The sequence below is a fragment of the bacterium genome (assembly GCA_035419245.1).
In the GTDB taxonomy this organism is placed as follows: Bacteria; Zhuqueibacterota; Zhuqueibacteria; order Residuimicrobiales; family Residuimicrobiaceae; genus JAKPUX01.
In genome coordinates, this window is sequence record DAOLSP010000004.1 from 1 (window position 1) to 19,532 (window position 19,532).

General features: G+C 57.4%; 14 protein-coding genes, 1 tRNA gene and 1 rRNA gene. 9 read left to right on the forward strand and 7 right to left on the reverse strand.

What is annotated here, in order from left to right; translation table 11 throughout:
• The 6 genes from PLH32_07545 to PLH32_07570 form a co-directional block, all read right to left on the reverse strand.
• Positions 1-909: ribosomal RNA gene (locus PLH32_07545) — 16S ribosomal RNA — on the reverse strand; the annotation flags it as partial.
• A 325-nt stretch (positions 910-1,234) separates the two neighbouring features.
• Positions 1,235-2,521: a tyrosine--tRNA ligase gene (gene tyrS / locus PLH32_07550; protein HQJ64451.1), complete on the reverse strand. Its 1,287-nt coding sequence runs from the start codon at positions 2,519-2,521 to the stop codon at positions 1,235-1,237.
• A 19-nt stretch (positions 2,522-2,540) separates the two neighbouring features.
• On the reverse strand, positions 2,541-3,011 hold the full coding sequence (gene smpB, locus PLH32_07555) for an SsrA-binding protein SmpB (GenBank protein ID HQJ64452.1): 471 nt from the start codon (positions 3,009-3,011) through the stop codon (positions 2,541-2,543).
• A gap of 290 nt (positions 3,012-3,301) precedes the next feature.
• On the reverse strand, positions 3,302-5,563 hold the full coding sequence (locus PLH32_07560; protein ID HQJ64453.1) for a C25 family cysteine peptidase: 2,262 nt from the start codon (positions 5,561-5,563) through the stop codon (positions 3,302-3,304).
• 15 nt (positions 5,564-5,578) lie between these two features.
• Positions 5,579-7,006: a hypothetical protein gene (locus PLH32_07565; GenBank protein HQJ64454.1), complete on the reverse strand. Its 1,428-nt coding sequence runs from the start codon at positions 7,004-7,006 to the stop codon at positions 5,579-5,581.
• A gap of 63 nt (positions 7,007-7,069) precedes the next feature.
• Positions 7,070-7,939 (reverse strand): FlgD immunoglobulin-like domain containing protein, encoded by an 870-nt coding sequence (locus PLH32_07570; protein HQJ64455.1) that lies wholly within the window; start codon positions 7,937-7,939, stop codon positions 7,070-7,072.
• Positions 7,940-8,151: 212 nt separating this feature from the next.
• Between PLH32_07570 and PLH32_07575 the strand changes: the two genes are divergently transcribed.
• The 8 genes from PLH32_07575 to PLH32_07610 all read left to right on the forward strand — a co-directional run bounded on the left by PLH32_07575 (position 8,152) and on the right by PLH32_07610 (position 17,804).
• A tRNA-Leu gene (locus PLH32_07575) sits at positions 8,152-8,235 on the forward strand.
• Between the two features lie 134 nt (positions 8,236-8,369).
• Positions 8,370-10,070 (forward strand): MFS transporter, encoded by a 1,701-nt coding sequence (locus PLH32_07580; protein ID HQJ64456.1) that lies wholly within the window; start codon positions 8,370-8,372, stop codon positions 10,068-10,070.
• A gap of 15 nt (positions 10,071-10,085) precedes the next feature.
• Positions 10,086-10,811: a hypothetical protein gene (locus PLH32_07585; GenBank protein HQJ64457.1), complete on the forward strand. Its 726-nt coding sequence runs from the start codon at positions 10,086-10,088 to the stop codon at positions 10,809-10,811.
• Positions 10,787-13,273, forward strand: a complete 2,487-nt coding sequence (locus PLH32_07590) for an ATP-dependent helicase (protein HQJ64458.1) — start codon at positions 10,787-10,789, stop codon at positions 13,271-13,273. Before PLH32_07585 ends, PLH32_07590 begins: the two co-directional genes overlap by 25 nt.
• Positions 13,274-13,280: 7 nt before the next feature.
• Positions 13,281-13,676 (forward strand): hypothetical protein, encoded by a 396-nt coding sequence (locus PLH32_07595; GenBank protein ID HQJ64459.1) that lies wholly within the window; start codon positions 13,281-13,283, stop codon positions 13,674-13,676.
• Between the two features lie 24 nt (positions 13,677-13,700).
• Positions 13,701-14,687, forward strand: coding sequence for an L-glyceraldehyde 3-phosphate reductase (gene mgrA / locus PLH32_07600; GenBank protein ID HQJ64460.1), 987 nt, complete (start codon positions 13,701-13,703; stop codon positions 14,685-14,687).
• A gap of 174 nt (positions 14,688-14,861) precedes the next feature.
• Complete coding sequence (locus PLH32_07605; GenBank protein HQJ64461.1) at positions 14,862-15,986, forward strand: aminoglycoside phosphotransferase family protein; 1,125 nt, start codon at positions 14,862-14,864, stop codon at positions 15,984-15,986.
• A gap of 27 nt (positions 15,987-16,013) precedes the next feature.
• Complete coding sequence (locus PLH32_07610) at positions 16,014-17,804, forward strand: MFS transporter (GenBank protein HQJ64462.1); 1,791 nt, start codon at positions 16,014-16,016, stop codon at positions 17,802-17,804.
• Positions 17,805-17,898: 94 nt separating this feature from the next.
• Here the strand turns inward: PLH32_07610 and PLH32_07615 are convergent, their stop codons facing one another.
• Positions 17,899-18,636 carry a thioesterase gene (locus tag PLH32_07615; GenBank protein ID HQJ64463.1) on the reverse strand — a complete coding sequence of 246 codons (738 nt, stop codon included), beginning with the start codon at positions 18,634-18,636 and terminating at the stop codon, positions 17,899-17,901.
• Positions 18,637-18,884: 248 nt separating this feature from the next.
• Here PLH32_07615 and PLH32_07620 point away from each other — a divergent pair, with 248 nt between their 5' ends.
• Positions 18,885-19,493 carry a glutathione peroxidase gene (locus PLH32_07620; protein ID HQJ64464.1) on the forward strand — a complete coding sequence of 203 codons (609 nt, stop codon included), beginning with the start codon at positions 18,885-18,887 and terminating at the stop codon, positions 19,491-19,493.
• Positions 19,494-19,532 lie beyond the last annotated feature (39 nt).

Consider the following 19,532-nt stretch of genomic DNA (forward strand, 5'->3'; position numbering starts at 1 on the left):
GGCCCCCGTCAATTCCTTTGAGTTTCAACCTTGCGGTCGTACTCCCCAGGTGGATCACTTATCACTTTTGCTTAGCCACTGACAATATATCGCCAACAGCGAGTGATCATCGTTTAGGGCGTGGACTACCAGGGTATCTAATCCTGTTTGCTCCCCACGCTTTCGTGCCTCAGTGTCAGTTACAGTCCAGAAAGCCGCCTTCGCCACTGGTGTTCCTCCTAATATCTACGCATTTCACCGCTACACTAGGAATTCCACTTACCTCTCCTGCACTCAAGCTCTCCAGTTTTAAATGCACGCCCGGAGTTAAGCCCCGGGTTTTCACATCTAACTTAAAAAGCCGCCTACGCGCCCTTTACGCCCAGTAATTCCGGACAACGCTCGCCACCTACGTATTACCGCGGCTGCTGGCACGTAGTTAGCCGTGGCTTCCTCCTCTGGTACCGTCATTATTCGTCCCAGAAGACAGGAGTTTACAATCCGAAGACCTTCTTCCTCCACGCGGCGTTGCTGCGTCAGGGTTCCCCCCATTGCGCAATATTCCCCACTGCTGCCTCCCGTAGGAGTCTGGACCGTGTCTCAGTTCCAGTGTGGCCGGTCACCCTCTCAGGTCGGCTACTGATCGTCGCCTTGGTAAGCCGTTACCTTACCAACTAGCTAATCAGCCGCGGGCCCATCTTAAAGCGGATTGCTCCTTTGATACACTCACCATGCAGTTTGTGTATGTTATGCGGTATTAGCACCGATTTCCCGGTGTTATCCCCCACTTCAAGGCAGGTTGCCCACGTGTTACTCACCCGTCCGCCGCTAAGATAAGCTTCAGTTACCATCCGCTTATCTCCGCTCGACTTGCATGTGTTAGGCACGCCGCCAGCGTTCGTCCTGAGCCAGGATCAAACTCTTCATTGTAATATAGTTCATTTTCAATTAACGAGATGAATCTGGCCTTGAATTGACGATAGAGCCTTGCACGCTATTTTCAAAGAACACTTGCCGATTACTGGCCGAAACTTTGATGTTTCGTTTTCAGCCATATAAAGTACAAAACTTTATGATTCGAGTCAAGCACTTTTTTGTATTTTTCAGAACTTTTTCAGCGCTTGATCCGCCGTAGCAGATTGCCGCGCAAAATGGCACATAATATAAGACTTTCCTGGGAAAAAGCAAGGACTTTTTTGCGTCGCACCCGCTTTTTTTGAATTTCTCGCACGGGCCGGCCCCTCCCCTGCGCCCCTCAATCTGCAATCACCAGCTGATGATACCGCTTCTTTCCCAGCCGCAGCACGATCCGCCCTTCTGCGGCCAGGGCTGGCGTCAGGGCAAAGAGGATATCCTCGACCCGCTGCTCATTGACCGTCACCCCGCCCCCCTGAATCAGTCGCTTGGCCTCCCCTTTCGACGCCACCAGGCCGAGTTCCACCAGCAGGTCGGCCAGACGCGGCCCCGCCGCCAGCCGGGATGCGAACAGGACACTTCCCGGCATGGCGCCCTGCGCGGCGGACACGGATCCGCGCGGCACGGTGCTGGAGGGGAGCAGGCTGGCAGGGATCTCCCGTCCGCCAAAGGCAGCCGCTGCAGCGCGCAAGGCCTGGTGCGCCGCCTCCTCGCCGTGGGTGATGCGCGTGGTCTCGAAGGCGAGGATGGTCTTGGCCATATTGAGCTCAGCACCTTCCAGCGTCCGCACCGGTTCAATCTCCGACATCGGAAGAAAGGTGAAAAAAGCGAGAAAGCGGGCGACATCGCGGTCGTCGCTGTTGTACCAATACTGGTAATACTCGTACGGGGTCGTCTTTTCCGGGTCGAGCCAGACCGCGCCCGACTCGGTCTTGCCCATTTTCTTGCCCGCCGCGGTGGCCAGCAGGGGAAAGGTGAGACCGTAGGCGTCGCTCTCTTCGACGCGCCGGATCAGGTCGGCGCCGGCCAGGATATTGGCCCATTGGTCGTCGCCACCCAGCTGCAACCGGCAGCCGTGGTTCTTGTAGAGCATGAGAAAGTCATAGGCCTGCAGCAGCTGGTAATTGAACTCGAGAAAGGAGAGCCCCTTCTCCATGCGGATCTTGTAGGTTTCGTAGGTCAGCATGCGATTGACGCTGAAGTGGCGGCCGATATCGCGCAGGAATTCGATATACTTCAGTTCCCCAAGCCAGTCGTAATTATCAACCATCAGCGCCTGACCAGGGCCAAAATCGAGATAGCGGCTAAGCTGGGCCCTGAAGCGTTCGCCGTTGGCGACGATCTGCTCACGCGTGAGCATCTTGCGCATCTCGGTTTTGCCGCTCGGATCGCCGACCATGGCGGTGCCGCCGCCGATGATGGCAATGGGGCGATGGCCGAAACGCTGCAGCTGCGACATGCCCATGATGGCCATCAAATGGCCCACATGCAGGCTGTCGGCGGTGGGATCGAATCCCACATAAAAGGTCACCGGCTCCCGTTCGAGCAGCGCCTGCAACGGCTCGGGCTCGGTCACCTGCTGAATGAATCCCCGCCGGCTCAATTCCTCATAGACGCGCTTTTTCACCGCAATTACTCCCTCTGGTTCAGTTCCGCTGCCGTTCTTTCAGTTCGCGCTCGATGTCCCGGTTCACGTCGCGTTTGGCGATCTCGGCGCGTTTGTCGTAGCTCTTGCGTCCGCGTCCGAGGCCCAGCTCCACTTTGACCTTGCCGTTCTTGAAATAGAGGCTGAGGGGGACCAGGGTCATGCCCTGCTCCTCGGTCTTTCCGGTCAGGCGTTTGATCTCGCGGCGATGGAGCAGCAGCTTGCGGTTGCGCGCAGGATCGTGGTTCCAGACCGTGCCGTGGTCGTATTCGTTGATGTGCAGATTGACCACCCATAGCTCGCCATCGATGACCCGGGCGTAACTGTCCTTGAAGCTCACCTTGCCGGCGCGCACCGACTTGACCTCGGTCCCCTGCAGGGCGATCCCGGCCTCGAATTTCTCGATGATCTCGTAGTCGTGGTATGCCTTGCGGTTGAGCAGTTGAAAGACACTTTTTTCTTTTTTGGCCATAGATAATAAGATAAAAATTTCTGGCCATAAAAACAAGCAACAAAAAGCCCTTCAAGATACCTCCCCGAATCTCGTTCCCATCCGGGCAATCCCCAAAATCTCGCGCCCACCCGAAACAACCTTTATTACCAGTTTTTCTCGCCCGCAGCCCTTTCATTGTAAGTTATCTATATCCGAGTATGACTCACTCTGGGGGTAAGCTAAAAAGTTCAAGGATTAATCCTTGTTTTTTGCGACCTATTTCCACGATTCGATGGGATTTCTGCCGGTATCGCCTATTTTCAGGCCACTCAATGGACTAAAATGCCCCCACCATTGCGGGCCCGCAATTGCCCCGCGATACGCATCCCGCGAACCTTGTACCTCGATTCCGCAGTGCCCGGCCTCCCAATCAAACAGACCTCTTCCCCATTAGCCGGATCGATTCGCAGTTGACCGGAGGTTTTGCTTGTACTCAAGGTTCTCCCGGGATCGAATAGAACCGAAGCCGAAGTATTCACAGTCAAGGTCCGGCCGCCAGGTACGATCACATCACTGGAAATCCGGTAACGCTTGGATCCCGTCAGGGGGCCGCCGCTTCCATCATAGGCTGCAGTGGCCACGATATGATTATAGGCACCGCCCACACGCAAGGAAGGATCACCGAAAAGCACAAATTTTTGCGGCTCATCGAACTTGTGGCCTTCATCCCATTTCTCTGGGCCATAATTCCATGTAGAACTGGCGTTCAGCTGATGCGCCCAATAGTAATCCTTGATCATTCCCTGCCACATCTTGCCCAGAGTCGTGCCAGCAAGATAGTTTTTAAAAAAATACTCCGTCAACTGATTACCCCAGTCCCGCCCGGCGGATCTCTCACCCAGATAGGCGATGGCGCCGTTACTGCCGGAGGAACCGGAGAGAAACATGAAATCCTCCCCGATGCAGCCGGGACTCCCTGAAGCCTGCAACGCCCGCGGATACGCATAATCCGGATATTCCGGAGGTCCGGGGAAGCGTTGACAATCCGAATTAACACCGGTATGAAAGGTATCATTAATATCGGTATAGGCTTCACCTGGCGGAATGGGTGCAAACTGGCTGGTGAAGCAGGCGCCTGCGACAATGATGGGCAACATCCTGGAATTGGTCAATTTGGTCTTGACTTCAGAATCCGTAAAGCTGATGCAAGCCCAGGAGCCGGTGTTGCCATGTCCGAGATAATTGATAAATCCGGCCCCTTGGTTAATATCATTGACCACCACCGCCCGCCTCTGGGTATCGTTCAGGTTTTTAAAGGTCCCATTCCAGGTACGATTATGCACGGTGAACTGATCGGGCAATCCCTTGAAAAAATTCTCGATATTAGACTGATATCCCGCGCCTCCAGTCGTACCTTCATAGAGATCGACGGTTCTGAACCAGTTGTCCGTCTGTTGAGTGGCGGTCTCGTACCAAATGACTTTTTTCACGTAGGCTTCAACCTGACTTACGTCGTAGGCGGGAAGGCGGCCAACCGCAATATCCGGTAAAAAATCAATGTGATCATTATTAAGGACTGCACCAGGATATTGCGCCAGCTTAAATTCGATTTCGCCAAAGAGATTTTTATTCAAACCTGTTTTATTCCAATTCCAATCATCAAAGGCGCCGCTGCTGGTATAAAGATCAGCATAATAGAGGTCACTCACCGACCAGTTGCGTTCGTTCATGGTAGGTGCATCAATGAAGCCGTTAGCGACCCCATCATTGAAATTTTCGTCCCATAGCGTGTTGTTATCATGGGTCACCTTTAGATTATCGAAGGAACAGTGGCAACAATACGATCCGAAGCCGATTTTTCCCCGCCCGCCCAGGTTCAGTTTATCTAGTGCCGCTCTGATCTGCGGGGTATTATTAATGGAAACCACGATACTGTCTTCTTTCACTTCCGCTTTGAGGTGATAACTCTGGCTCAGAGTAAACTTGTAATTGACCGATTTGCTGCTGCAGGCATTTAGCCGCAGCGTGTTGCGCATGATATCGATGCGGTGCGAATTGTCGGCTCGATCGGCATCGGCATAAAGAATGCGTACCTCCCAGTCAACGGAATCGCTGCTAACGGGTGTACAGTCCACCTCCATCGTATAGGCTTGGTGCGTACCTATATCCAACCAGGCGGCGTAGGGCAGTTCCTTATTGGCCTCAGTCTGGTGATAACTTCCGTTAATGACAGACCACTTGCCAGTAAAATAAGGATCGCGAGGCATCCAGCGCCCCCACCAACGCCAGCGCACGGGAAACTTGTTCACATCACCGACGAGCAGAACCGAGGTGACTCCTTTGGCTTTTTGGTAGTGCTCGATACAGCGTTTGATTTGTTCTGGATTATCTACGCCACTGAAGGTATAATAGATCTCGCTCAAACCAACCAGATAAGTCGGCCGATTGCTGCACGCTTTAAAGCGTGCAAGCGGATAAAGCGCGGCCAGATAGTCATCTGGCGCCAGAATCAAGCATGCATCCTGTGCAATGGCTGCATTAATAGTGATCTGGCCTATGAGCAGCGGAATCAACAGTAATAGAGATCTCATGTGAGGCCTCCCTTCTCACTGCAAAGTGACCAGAACAAGGATTTGCCCCTTGTGTCCGGCAGCTAGATTCTGCATCGCCTTGCCGAGAATGGTGCCGTGTGCTTTTTCATAATCTCTAACCACCATGGCAAAGCCGGGCGTCGGCGAGGTTGTGAGGAGATCGCCGGGTGCCACCGCGCCAAAAGTCGCATCCACATTGCAGTAGACCCGGCCAGCCAAGGCGACATCCCTTCCGTGTTGCCCTTTGCCGAGACGAACGCCGGAACCCAGCCCATTTGCTCCGGGCACGATACCCGCCACTCTGCTGTCATAAGCCCTGTCGCTAATTCGAAGCGTGCCTGGGTGCTCCGGATCGATCACTAGAACAGTGCCAGGAAGAGCCGCCTCTTTCCCGGTGACCTCGAATCCCTCGGCATAATCCAATCCTTCTCCCAATTCCAGTACAGTCTCATCACTGTCACGGCTTTTAATCTCCACATTGCCCTTGAAGAGGGCGGCGGCGCCGACCTTATCCGAAGTCGGCCCTTCGGCATACAATCCATAAGAGTAATTCCCCGAGGCGACAAAGCTTCCGGCGAACGAGAAATCCCCGGATGATGTGGCATACACCCCATAATTTAATCCACCTGTCGCCTCGAAATGTCCTGCATGAAAAACCGCTTTGCTCCAGCCGAACACACCGTGCATCCCCCCTAAATACCCATAACTGGTCGTGCTCTTGTTGCGGCCAAAAACACCAAAAGCCTCGCTGTTATCGGTTTGGCCATAGATCCCGCTTCTGTTAGCCGCACTGGTCAAGCCGCTGACGCCATCATGATTAGTGCTGACACTCATAATACCACGACCATCCGCAGCCAGACAGTACAGTGCATTACCATCCCCCTTATTCTCGAGGAGCATAACGGGATCGCTGCTTTGAATACTTGAAGTATCCGCTTTATCCTTTAAAAGGTAGTTGCCTGACCCAGCGCTGCCGGTCAGTACGCTGGATGGGAACTTGCCATATCGGTCCAATGGCAGCAATTTGCCCGCAGCCGGTCTTGTGCTCACCTCAACACCTGACAACCGATCGGCATCATCCGCTCTCAAGCTGTAGGCCGAACTCTGCAACGGCATGCGTGGGCTCAGTTCGGCATCATTTCCGACTTTGATGCCAAGCCAATACGGTTTGTCAAACGGCAGGTTTAAAGGGACTATCGTACCCAGTGCAACCTGCAAGAGCCCCCCACTGATAATGACTTGAGGTTGCACCTCGCTCCAAAGTGATGTGCCGTTGGCGTCATAAAGGGTAAAACTCAGGCTATAGGTACCCTCCGGAACGGGCTTTCCATCATTCCCTGTTAAAAGACCTTGATAGTTCAGAATCCTCGGTACCTGGGCAACTCCCGCGAATGCCAGGAAAATCAAGGCCAACACAATCCAGTTCGTCCGCATGTTTTTCATGAAAGCCTCCATGCATTACAAATGCCAGACGCAGCTAGGACACTCAACTCACACAAGTGTCATTTATTTTATAAGGAGGATCTTGATACTCTTTTCGATTACTTTTACCGGACCACCGTCAGCACTTCGGGTCTCTTCTGCCCGAAGAATAAACAGATAAACACCCGAGCCCATTGGGTGTCCGGCATCGTCCTTGGCATCCCAGACCATCTGATAATGCCCAGCTTGTCTCATTTCAGCATTAAAATGTCGAACCGTCTGCCCGACGGAATTAACGATTTCAGCGCAAACCAGGGTCTCTTTTCCAAGATCATACATAAAAGTTGTCTGGGGATTGAAGGGATTGGGATAATTCTGATAGAGACGGAAGATCAGGGGATTTTCCTCGATCTCACTTATGGGTACAGAGACCGCTTCAGCCGTCGAGAGCGAATTCCAGTATCCTGCCTGCATGCGGTAGTTAAGTCCTGAGGAGGTGCTAATCCATCCTTCTCCTGAAGTCGAATGGAGGAGGAATGTCTCATTACTTGAGGTGAGTCCGCCGCTCCCCATCACGAAACGGCGCAGCAGGAAAGTGGCGGGAGCAGACTGTTCGCCAGGGAAGGAAAAGGCCGTATCCAAATAGCCTGAGGCCAAAGAAGCAGTCAGATAAAGGGCCGATGCGGACAACAGAGCGATTTGAATCAGATAACGGATTTTTTCACTCATAGAATTTGCCCCTCCAATAGGATCCATTTGCGTAAAGCAGTATTTGATAGGGATGAAGCAATCGGGATTTGCAGGTCCGATGAGACGTGGCAGTACCATTTCCTCTCCTTTTTCAGCAAGCACTGTCAGGATACCGGTCCTGCCTGGCTCGCCATAATGCCCAGAAAGCCCATCAGGATGGGTATTGGAGGATGGGAAGAGAAGGGGAGCAAGGAATGATTTCAAGAAGTTCAGGGCATCTTAACGAATAACGATATATTTAGTATACCGAATTGGACTCATTCAGTCAAGCAAATAGTCGAAACCGATACCGATTTTCAATCCGGGAGCGCATGCCATTCATAACAATGAGTTTGGTGAGCCGGTTTTTAGGCGATGCCCGGACAAAAGGCCTTGACAATCAGCCGAAAAATGTGTATATTTTAGTCCGGCATAATGCCGAAGTGGTGAAACTGGCAGACGCGCACGGTTCAGGGCCGTGTGGGCATACGCCCGTGTGGGTTCAACTCCCACCTTCGGCACCCGTAAAAGCCGCGAAGAGATTCGCGGCTTTTTTATTTAGCCCCATCCGCGCATTGGCCTTGACCTTTACCCCCCGGCTGCGTATATTATCCAACTCCTTCATAAAACACCCTTCTCTGTAAGGACGGATACCATGGAACTTGTTGACGGCAAACCCCTTCACAGCCGCGCCTTCCGCTGGCGCCGCTTTCTGAACTGGTTCCCCCTCGGCCTCACCTACGCCTTTCTCTACATGGGGCGCTACAACCTCACCGTCTCCAAAAATGCCCTGGGCGAGCTGATGACCAAAGCTGACTTCGGCACCATCTTCGGAGCCGGAACCCTGACCTACGCCTTCTCCTTTCTCCTCAATGGCCCCCTCACCGATCGCATCGGCGGCAAGCGCGCCATGCTCATCGGCTCCGCCGGGGCGGCGCTGATGAACGTCGCCATGGGCATACTCACCTGGCTTCTCCTCACCGGCGGAGTGCAGTTCAACATGGTCCTCTGGTTTTCGCTCCTCTATGCCGCCAATATGTATTTCCAGAGCTTCGGCGCCGTCGCCATCGTCAAGACCAACTCCAACTGGTTCCATATCCGCGAGCGCGGCACCTTCGGCGGCATCTTTGGTATCCTCATCTCCCTCGGCCTCTATTTCGCCTTCGATTGGGGCCAGTTCATCGTCAACGCCACCGTCGCCAATCCGCAAAAGCTCAGCTTCCTGCAGCGCGGGCTCCGCAGCCTCCTGGCCGTTGACGGCTCGAGCGGCATTGACCAGACGTGGTGGCTCTTTTTCGTTCCGGCCATCGTCCTTGGGATCTTTTTCCTTCTCGACCTCCTCATCCTGCGCGAAAAACCCTCAGGCGCCGGCTTTGCCGATTTCAACACCGGTGATGCCACCAGCGGTGAGGGCGACCGCCACTACTCCACCTGGCAAATCATTATCAAGGTCCTGACCAATCCGATCCTGATCACCATCGCCTGTATCGAGTTCTGCTCCGGGGTGATGCGCAACGGCATCATGCACTGGTATCTGATCTTCACCGCGGATATGGGCTATGCCAAGGACTTTTATATTACGGCGAATTGGGGATTTTTGCTGATGATCGCCGGCGTCTTTGGCGGCATCCTCGCTGGCTGGATCTCCGACAAGGTCTTCGGCTCACGCCGCGGCCCGGTCGCCGCCCTGCTCTATGGTGTTTTGCTCCTCAGCACCCTGGCGATGTGGCCTTTCGTCACCCGCACGAACAACGGTGTAGCCGATACTCTGCAGTTGACCATCCAGCCGAAGCAGATTGCCAAATACGCCGCGGTGCTGCCCCTCTCCCTCGGCCAAATCGAGGAGAAGGTAGCGGCGCGTTACACCCTGGAAAAAGTCGATAGCCTCATCTGGAAGATTCATGCCGCCGACAAGAGCAGTCTGACCGCCTCGCGGATCGCCGACATCCCGCTCGCCGAATACCAGCGCTTCAACAAGTACAAGAACAAGAACGAAACCATGAGGATCCAAGTCAAAGAGATCGGCACCGTCCAGGGGGCTCCGGTCGACACCCGCGCTTACGCGCTCGGCTTCATCGTCGTCCTGATGTCTCTGGCGGTCATCGGCGTCCATGGCATGCTCTCCGGCACCTCGACCATGGATTTCGGCGGCACCCGGGGTGCGGCGACCGCAACCGGTTTGATCGACGGTTTTGTCTATCTCGGCACCGGTGTCCAGTCCCTCTCCCTCGGTTTTCTCACCAGCCACAGCTGGAACTACTGGCCCCCCTTTCTGGTGCCTTTCGCCCTGATAGGCCTGGTGCTGGCGATTCGCATCTGGCACGCCTTTCCCGACGCCAAACGCAAAGCCCATTAACGAACAGGAGTTCGTATGCCCCGCAACCATTTTGATATTCTCATCCTCCTCGGCCGGCCCGCCTCGGGCAAGTCCGAGATCATGGATTTTCTCAACAAAACCGGCCCGATCGAGCGGACTGAGCGCTTTCACGTCGGCCTGATCGACATGATCGATGATTTCCCGATGCTCTGGACCTGGTTCGAGGAGGATGCCATCCTCGAGAAGATCATGAACAAGCCACGGGTGCAGAGCGACAAGGAAGGCTACTTTCTCCACCAGTACCAGTGGGATCTGCTGATCGAACGGATTTGCATGGAGTACAAGAAACACCAGCGCGATTATACCGACTATCATGCCGAGCATACAACCCTGATCGAATTCTCGCGCGGCAGCGAGCATGGCGGTTATGCCTCCGCCTTTCAGCATCTCTCCACGGAGGTGCTCGAGCGTGCCGCCATACTTTATGTCGATGTCAGCTATGAAGAGTCACTGCGCAAGAATCGCCGCCGCTTCAATCCCGAGCGCCCCGACAGCATCCTCGAACACGGTTTGCCGGATCACAAACTCGAGCGGCTCTACAAAAAGGTGGACTGGGAAGAGGTGACCGCCGGCCATAGCGAGTATCTGCCCATCCAGGGGCACCGCGTTCCCATAGTGGTGCTGAAAAATGAGCCGGAACTGACCAACGATTTTGCCAAACTGGCCCCGGCCCTGGAGGCCGCGCTGGCAAAGCTATGGAGCCTCTACTCCCGCAAATAATGGATCTGCCGGAGTATATCGCCGCCCTGCCTTCAGGGCCGGGGCAGCCGGATCCTTTCGCCGCTTTCGGTCTCGAGCAAACCGATTTCCGCCGCCTTTGCGCCGCCCTGGAGGAGCGCGGTCTGCGCTACGAGGCCGTGCGCGCCAGCCAGGCAGCCGCCGCGAGCGCCGGAACCGGTGCTCTGTTGTTGTGGCAGGATCTGACCATCGCCGAGTTGGCCGGCCGTCTCGAACTCCTGCTGAATCGCATTCTCCTGCCGGCGCGCCTAGCATGGCGGCCGCTGCTCTGGCTCTCCGGGCCCACACGCGAGGCCTATGCGTTGCCGGTGCGCAGCGCGGCGCTGCACACCGATCCGGAGCGCCTCCGGCAGGCCCTCTATTTTGAACAGCTGTGCAGCTTCTGGAAGGCTCCGGCTACAATACCTTCCGATCCGGCGCCGCTCTACGCCCTCGATGAGAATCTCGACCCGAGCCAACGCACCGCGGCCGCCCACCTCTTCGGCCCGATCCGGGTGCTGGCGCCGGCGGGCTCGGGCAAGACCCGGACCCTCATCAACCGGATCATCCACCTGCTCAACCAGGGGATTGAGCCGGGGCAGATTATAGCCCTCGCCTTCAACAAAAAAGCCGCCGATGAGATGGTCGGCCGGCTGCAGAACCGCGGCATCGCCATAGCCCGGCGCCTGCACCAGCCTGGCGTAGTGGTGCGCACGTTTCACGGATTCGGCTACGAGATCATCCGCCGCGCCCTGGGCTGGAGCTACGACGGCCGCAACGAGCAGGAAAAGCTGCGTCAGCTGATGCAGCAGGCGGTCGCCCCCCATCACCAGCTGACGCAGCGGCGCAATCAGGATGCTCTCGAGCCCTTTCTGGCCGCCCTCAACCGCGCCAAAATGGACCTGCTGCTCGAAGAAAAGATGACCGCCGAGACCGAGGAGGGCAGCGTCCCGTTCGCTCCGATCTTCGCCGAGTTCGTCAAGCTGCAAAAGAAGAGTCACTTCTGCAATTTCGATGATATGATCTACCTCCCCCTGGTGCTGCTGCTCGAACGTTCGGAGCTGCGCCAGGAACTGCAGGAGCGTTTCCAGTTTGTTCTGGTGGACGAATTCCAGGATCTCAACGCCGCGCAAATCCTGCTGATGAACCTCCTCGCCCTGCCGCAGAACAATCTCTTTGTCGTCGGCGACGACGATCAGATGATTTACGGCTGGCGCGGTGCAGAGGTGCGTCATATTCTCGATTTCACCCAGCGCTACGGCGGGGCAGTCGATTGCACGCTGACCACCAACTATCGTTCGGCGCGGGCGATTGTGCGCCATGCCAGCTGGCTGATCAGCCACAACCGCCACCGCGTCGCCAAGCCGATGGGCACACCTCCTGCGGCCGCCCCGGGATGCGTCGAGTTCAGGAGCTGCGGCTCGCTCTGGGAACAGGCCAAACAGGCGGCCGGATGGATCAGCACGCGCCAGGCGGCCGGCGGCGGAGAATGGCGCGATTTTGCCATCCTCTTCCGCTATCATGCCTATAAGTACATCGCCGCCATCCTCCTCGATGCCGCCGGCGTGCCGCACACCCCAGTCGACGGCAGCAGCTTGGCGCAGACGGCGGCCGGCCGTGACCTCCACGCCTGGCTCGCTGTGATCCTCAAGGGCGAGACGGCGCCTGTCGAGGCGCTGAAACGGACGCTCAAGCGACCAAATCGGTTCTTTCCCAACCATTTCATCAACGGGATCACAACACAGGAGGATCTGGCTTATGCGGCCGAATCGGAGGAGGTGGAGGATTGGCTGCGCCAGGCGCTCCAGACCTATCTGGGCGATCTGCAGTATTTGCGCGAGCTGATCACGCATAAGCAAAAGCCGGACGCCTACCTGGCCCACATGAGCATGATCATCGGATTGCAAGATTTTTATCAGCAGCAGAAACGGCCCTTCATGGCCCTGGACGAGGCGGGCCTCGAGGTGCTTCTCGAGGTGCTGATCAGTGTCGCCTCCTCTTTTACCTCGATCCGCGAATTCTACGATGCACTCGACCGCGCTGTGGCCAATCCCGAGCCCCCCGTGTCTCCTGATGCCAGTTTTGCCGGCGTCACCCTCTCGACCATCCATGCAGCCAAGGGAAGAGAGTTCCGGAATGTGATCCTTTATAATTTTAACGGACCGGGGTCCTGCCCCGAAGAGGAGATTGAGGAAGAACGGCGGGTGGCCTACGTCGCCGCGACCCGGGCCGGCGAGGCGCTGCTCGTCCTCGGCCCCGCCGCTTCCCCCGCAAGCTTTCTCAGCGAACTGGCCTTTAACCCGCTGCTGGCCAAACACTCCAACCGCAGCCTGGCTCGGGATATCGAGCGTCTCCGCCTCGATCTCAGCCGCAACAAGAGACGTAAAACGGGGACGGAAGGGATGCTGCAGGCGATGGAATCAGAGCTCGCCCTGCGTAGGTCCCTGGGATGGTCCAAACCATGAGGTGCTGATGCGCGAATCCGATGAAAGGGAACCCACTCCGCAGGAAAAATTCGCCCGCTATGGTGTGGCGGAATCGGACCTGGCGCGGGTCATTATCCGTTTCGCCGAGCCGATGCTTGCGTATTGCGAGAATTATACCGCACGCGAAGAGGCGATCAGCTATGCCATCTTCGCCTGGAACCTCTCTCTGGAGACAGATAGTGAGCGGGAGCGCCAGTTGGCCGACATGCTCTCGCGCCTCGCTCCGGACCAGGTGGACCAGATCGCAGCGCTGATGCGGTTCCTGTTGCAGCGCAAGGAGGCGGAGTTCGCCGACAACCGCTTCCTGATCGTCGATTACCAGCTGAAGCGGCAAGGCGAGGCTATGCAGATCGAAATGACGACTAAATTCATACCCCGATGAGGATCCAAACCAGGAGGAGCACCCATGCCCTATCAAGCAGATGAAAAACGCTACGACAGAGACCTTTACCGTCGCTGCGGCCGCCGCGGACTCAAGCTGCCGGCGATTTCGCTGGGGCTCTGGCACAACTTCGGCGGTGTCGACGTATTTGAAAACGGCCGCGCCATTGTCCGCCGCGCCTTCGATCTGGGCATCACCCACTTCGATCTCGCCAACAACTACGGGCCGCCGCCCGGATCGGCTGAGGAGAATTTCGGCAAAATCCTCGCCCAGGACCTCCACCCCTGGCGCGATGAGCTGGTCATCTCCACCAAGGCGGGCTACTGGATGTGGAACGGTCCCTACGGCGAATGGGGCTCGCGCAAGAATCTCCTTGCCAGCCTTGATCAGAGTCTCAAACGATTGGGGCTCGACTATGTCGATATCTTTTATTCGCATCGCCCCGATCCGGATACCCCGTTGGAGGAGACGATGGGCGCGCTCGACCAGGCTGTGCGCAGCGGCCGGGCGCTCTATGCCGGCATTTCCAACTATTCTGCGGAGATGACCGCGCGGGCGGCCGCCATCCTCCGCGATCTCGGAACGCCCTGCCTCATCCACCAGCCCAAATACAACCTCTTCACCCGCTGGATAGAGGAGGGGCTGACCGACGTGCTCGAACGGGAGGGCATCGGCTGCATCGCCTTCTCCCCCCTGGCGCAGGGGCTGCTGACTAACCGGTACCTTCAGGGCGTCCCCGCTGGATCACGGGCCAGCAAGCCGCACGGCTTCCTGCGGCCGGAGCAGATCACCGAGGAGAGCCTGGGCAAGGTGCGCCGGCTCAACGAGTTGGCGCAGCGCCGCGGCCAATCGCTTGCCCAGATGGCGATCGCCTGGGTGCTGCGTCTGCCGCAAATGACCTCGGCCCTGATCGGTGCCAGCAGCGTGGCCCAGCTCGAGGACAGCTTGGGGGCGTTGAATCACCTGGCTTTCAGCGAGGAGGAACTGCGCGAGATCGGCGAGATCCTCTAAGCCGCGCGCGAGCCCCCTCTCGCCAGGGCCCGGCCTTCTGGCGCCTACCCTGACCTGCGGGTCCGGGCAAACCGTCCGGCGCCCACCCGCGCTACCAGCCGGGCCGAGATTTTGATTGATTTGAATGATATTGAATCGCTATATTGCCCTGTCAACAGAAGGAACCTCTCTGTCATGCGCCAAGAACTCACACAGAATCAACTCCAGGAGATCGCCGCAGCCTTCGACTTGCCAGGTGAATTCTCTAGCGGCTATCCCTTCGGCTCCGGTCACATCAACGATACCTACCGCCTCGATTATCTCCAGGGGAGCAACCGGCGCTGCTACGTGCTGCAGCGTATCAACACCGCCATCTTCAGACATCCGGGCCAGCTTATGGAAAACATCTTGCGGGTTACCGGGCATCAGCGCCGCAAACTCGAGGCGGCCGGCGTAACAGACCTGGAGCGCCGGGTCCTGAACTTCGAACCAGCCCGCGGTGGCGGTTATACCACCACCGCACCCGACGGCGGCTGCTGGCGCCTCTGTCAGCTCGTCGAGCGCACCCACACCTGCGATGTCATCGAGTCGGTGGATCAGGCCTTCCTCACCGCCGCCGCTTTCGCCGGCTTTCAGGCGGGACTGGTCGACCTCCCCGGCGGCCGCCTCCATGAGATCATCCCCAACTTTCACAACACCACTTCCCGTTTTGCCGATTTCATGCAGGCGGTGGCAGAAAACCGTGCCGGCCGGGCCGCTGCCGTCGCCGCAGAAATCGAGTTCGCCCTGGCCCGCCGCGACCTCGCTCCCGTTCTGGTCAACCTCATGCAGCAGGGACGGATCCCCGAACGCATCACCCACAACGACACCAAACTCAACAACATTCTCCTCGACGACGCCAGCGGCGAAGCCCTCTGCGTTATCGATCTCGACACCGTCATGCCGGGCAGCGCCCTCTACGATTTCGGCGACATGGTGCGCAGTTCCTCCTGCACGGCGGCTGAAGACGAAGCGGATCTCGCGCGGGTGCGCATCGATCTCGAGATGTTTGCCGCGCTGCTGCGCGGCTACCTCTCGGTGGGACGGAATTTTCTCAATCCCGTCGAGATCGATCATCTGGTCCTCAGCGGCAAGCTGATCACCTTCGAGCAGGGCATCCGTTTTCTCGGAGATTATATCAACGGCGACACCTATTACAAGATCCAGTATCCGGAGCATAACCTGGTCCGCGCCCGCAATCAGTTCACCCTGGTGGCCTCCATCGAGGAACATGAGGCGGAGATGACCGTTTTAGTCCGGGAAATTGTAGACACGGCTTAAAACCATATCAAAAGGAAAGGGTAAACCATGGCGGAAACAGCCATCGGCTCGGAAAAGAAGGGGTACAATCGCTTTTTACTGCTGGTCGCCGGACTGGGTGGACTGCTTTACGGCGTGGATGTCGGGATCATCGCCGGCGCTCTGCCCTACCTCGAAGCGACCTCCGGATTGAACGCCGGCCAGCTCTCCTTCATCGTCGCCGCGGTGCTGCTCGGCAGCGTCATTTCCACCCTCTTCGCTGGCATGCTGGCCGACTGGATGGGGCGCAAGAAGCTGATGATCCTCAGCGGCATCCTTTTTGTCATCAGCATCCCCTCGATCGCGCTGGCGCACGGTTACGGCCCGCTGGTGTTGGGACGGTTGCTGCAGGGGATCAGTGCCGGGCTGATCGGGGTGGTGGTTCCCCTCTATCTGGCAGAGTGTTTGAGCGCCTCGAGCCGCGGCAAGGGGACGGGCATCTTCCAGTGGCTGCTGACGCTGGGCATCGTCACCGCCGCCCTCATCGCCATGATCTACAGCATCCGCCTCGACAAGATCGCCGCTCTCGGCGATGCTGCCCGGCTTTTTGCCGCCAAGGACGCCGCCTGGCGCAGCATCTTCTGGGTCTCGCTGCTGCCCGGCGTCCTCTTTGTGATCGGCAGTTTCATCGTTGCCGAATCGCCGCGCTGGCTTTTCAACCGGGGCAAAAAGGCGGCTGCGCATGCCGCGCTGTTGCGCTCGCGCAACGCGGCGCAGGCGGAGGTTGAGCTGCGAGAGATGGAGGAGAGTCATGCCGCCGAGCAGAAATCACGCAGCCTCAATGGCGCGGCGGTCAAGGAATCGCTGCTCAAGCGCAAATATGTCATCCCCTTCCTGCTCGCCTGCATCATCCTCGCCTGCAATCAAGCGACGGGGATCAATTCGATCATCGGCTACAATGCGACCATCCTCATTCAGGCCGGCCTCTCCGATGTCGCCGCGCATTGGGGTTACGTCATCCTCACTGCCGTCAATTTTCTCATCACCATCGTCGGGGTCATGCTGGTCGATAAAAAGGGACGCAAATTCCTGCTTTCGATCGGCACGGCCGGCATTATCCTCTCGCTGATCGCCGTGGCGTTGCTCTTCAACGGCGTCGAGCGCCAGCGTGTCGACTGCCGCGATCTGGTGCAACAGCAGGTGGCGGCGGACCAGTCGCTGCAGATGAGCTACACGCCCGAGGTCGCCTCGCAGTTGCTGGCAGCTCGGGGGGAGGCCGGCCAGGCCATCGCCGGTCATCCCAGCAGCCTGATCGTCATCTACTCCTATGGCGATTTCCGCAACGCCACCAAGGTCGTCCGTTCGACCGATACCCTGGCCAAACCGATCACCATCGGCCGCGCCTCGAGCCTCCCCGCCAATCGCACCGTCGCCTTCTTCAGCAATCCCTTCGCCGACCTCAAAGCGGCCCAGAGCGCACCGCTCAAGATCGAAAACGCCTTGATCACGCCGATGCCCTCGCCGCAGCGCGGCTGGATCATCGCCATCCTGCTCTTCATTTTCATCGCCTTTTTCGGGGTGGGGCCGGGAATCTGCGTCTGGCTGGCGCTTTCGGAACTGATGCCGACACGCATCCGCTCCAACGGGATGAGCATCGCCCTGCTGATCAATCAGGCGGTCTCGACCACCATCGCCGCTATCTTTCTGCCGACGGTGGGCAAGTATGGCTATGCGACGATGTTCTTCATCTTTGCCGGCTGCACGGTAATCTATTTTATCACCGTTGCCTTTTTCATGCCGGAGACCAAGGGCAAGACTCTGGAGGAGATCGAGGCGCATTTCAGCAAAACCAAAATCTGAACACAGCAGCGGCATTCCACTGCAAGCAGAAAACGCAAAGAGCGGGCGCGAGAAATCTCGCGTCCGCCCTTTTTATACCCGGGCGAGATGGCGCTCAGCGCTCCCGCCACTGCAGCCGGATCCGGCAAAGTTCGCAGCCATCTGCTACCCGCAGAATGGAATGTGCCCAGAACGCATCGCGCCCGACCGATGATCGAATGACAATCTCCTGCCCGCAGCGTGACTCCGCCAGGTAATTGATCTCAACCGAGCGCAGAGCGTGGTGCATCACAAAGTCGAGATCATAGCTGTCAATCACCCACTTGAGATAACGGACGTTGTTGGTATGAAGATTGAGGTCCAGATCGCTGATGCGCACCGGGAAGGCCGGCGTGATGCGGCCTTCCGCGCCGGCCGGCTCGAGCTTTTCTGCGTTGCGCGGCAGGGCATTCTCGAACGGCCCACCGGTGCTGTTTTGCGCCAGCAGGCCGTCGGGGCGCTGGATGCGCCGGGTGGTCTGATCGATGGTCAGCCATGAAGAGGTAGCCGCAGCGACCGACCGGCCGGCAGTCGTGGTGACGCGATAATCCCGCAGCGAGAAGAGCTTGTCGGTCCCCTTGTGCCAGGAATGGACCGTCAGCTGCTCTTCCCAGGCAGGCCACTCCGTGATGACCGCATAGAGGCGTGAGAGCACCCACATCCGGTTTGATTTATTGAGATCCTCCCGGCCGAACCCCAGCTGTACCGCATGCACCGAGGCGATATCCTGCAGATAATCGAGCAGCCCGGCCGGACTGAGACGGCCATCGAGGCCGGTTTCGTAAACATGAACAAGATAGTCCCTGCTGTACATACGCCACTCCCTTGATAGGAGCCGGCTTGCGGGATGTCACCGAGATACCAAGACCCGCCGCCAGCTTTACGACCAAAAAATTAACCATTTGCCCGGCGAATTCCAAACAAAATTCCCGCAGTACGCCTCCGGGGCCAGCTGGACCGGACCTCGGCGGCCGATAGCGGTTTCAGCCGGTTGCGGAATAAAACAGAGCCGGCCGGTGTAAGAGGATGTGCAAATAACGGACAATTCTTGGGAGCGTATCTATGAAATTCATCCTGTTTCTCCTGATCGGCGCCGTCCTCCTCGTTGCAGCATTCTCCGCTTTGGCTGCGGGTAAAAAGGCTGGCAAGGCCCCGTCGGCGGTCCATGCCACGTCGGTGTATGAATTCACCATGAACGATATTGACGGAGCGCCGGTCAAACTGGAGCAATACCGCGGCAAGGTGCTGCTCATCGTCAACGTGGCCAGCAAATGCGGCTTCACCCCACAGTACGAAGGGCTGGAAAAGCTCTACACGACCTACAAGGATGCGGGACTGGTCGTACTCGGTTTCCCGGCCAATAATTTCATGCGCCAGGAGCCCGGCAGCAATGATGAAATCAAGTCCTTCTGCAGCCTGACGTATGGGGTTACCTTCCCGATGTTCAGCAAGATTTCGGTCAAGGGTGCGGACCAGCATCCCCTTTATGCCTGGCTTACCGGCAAGGAGAGCAATCCTGATTTCGCCGGTGATATTTCCTGGAATTTTAATAAATTCCTTGTCAACCGCGAAGGACACATCATCGCCCGCTTTGGCAGCCGCACCAAGCCCGAGGATCCGGAATTGGTGAGCGCCATTAACAAGGCCCTCAGCGAAATCCTTCCGCAGTAGACCGGAACCGCACCTCCTGTAAACAAAAAGGCCTCCCGA

Coding starts and splice junctions, on each gene's coding strand:
- smpB (HQJ64452.1), bottom strand. CDS start 3,011: ATGGCCAAAAAAGAAAAAAGTGTCTTTCAACTGCTCAACCGCAAGGCA.
- PLH32_07560 (HQJ64453.1), bottom strand. CDS start 5,563: ATGAGATCTCTATTACTGTTGATTCCGCTGCTCATAGGCCAGATCACT.
- PLH32_07565 (HQJ64454.1), bottom strand. CDS start 7,006: ATGAAAAACATGCGGACGAACTGGATTGTGTTGGCCTTGATTTTCCTG.
- PLH32_07580 (HQJ64456.1), top strand. CDS start 8,370: ATGGAACTTGTTGACGGCAAACCCCTTCACAGCCGCGCCTTCCGCTGG.
- PLH32_07585 (HQJ64457.1), top strand. CDS start 10,086: ATGCCCCGCAACCATTTTGATATTCTCATCCTCCTCGGCCGGCCCGCC.
- PLH32_07590 (HQJ64458.1), top strand. CDS start 10,787: ATGGAGCCTCTACTCCCGCAAATAATGGATCTGCCGGAGTATATCGCC.
- PLH32_07595 (HQJ64459.1), top strand. CDS start 13,281: ATGCGCGAATCCGATGAAAGGGAACCCACTCCGCAGGAAAAATTCGCC.
- mgrA (HQJ64460.1), top strand. CDS start 13,701: ATGCCCTATCAAGCAGATGAAAAACGCTACGACAGAGACCTTTACCGT.
- PLH32_07605 (HQJ64461.1), top strand. CDS start 14,862: ATGCGCCAAGAACTCACACAGAATCAACTCCAGGAGATCGCCGCAGCC.
- PLH32_07610 (HQJ64462.1), top strand. CDS start 16,014: ATGGCGGAAACAGCCATCGGCTCGGAAAAGAAGGGGTACAATCGCTTT.
- PLH32_07615 (HQJ64463.1), bottom strand. CDS start 18,636: ATGTACAGCAGGGACTATCTTGTTCATGTTTACGAAACCGGCCTCGAT.
- PLH32_07620 (HQJ64464.1), top strand. CDS start 18,885: ATGAAATTCATCCTGTTTCTCCTGATCGGCGCCGTCCTCCTCGTTGCA.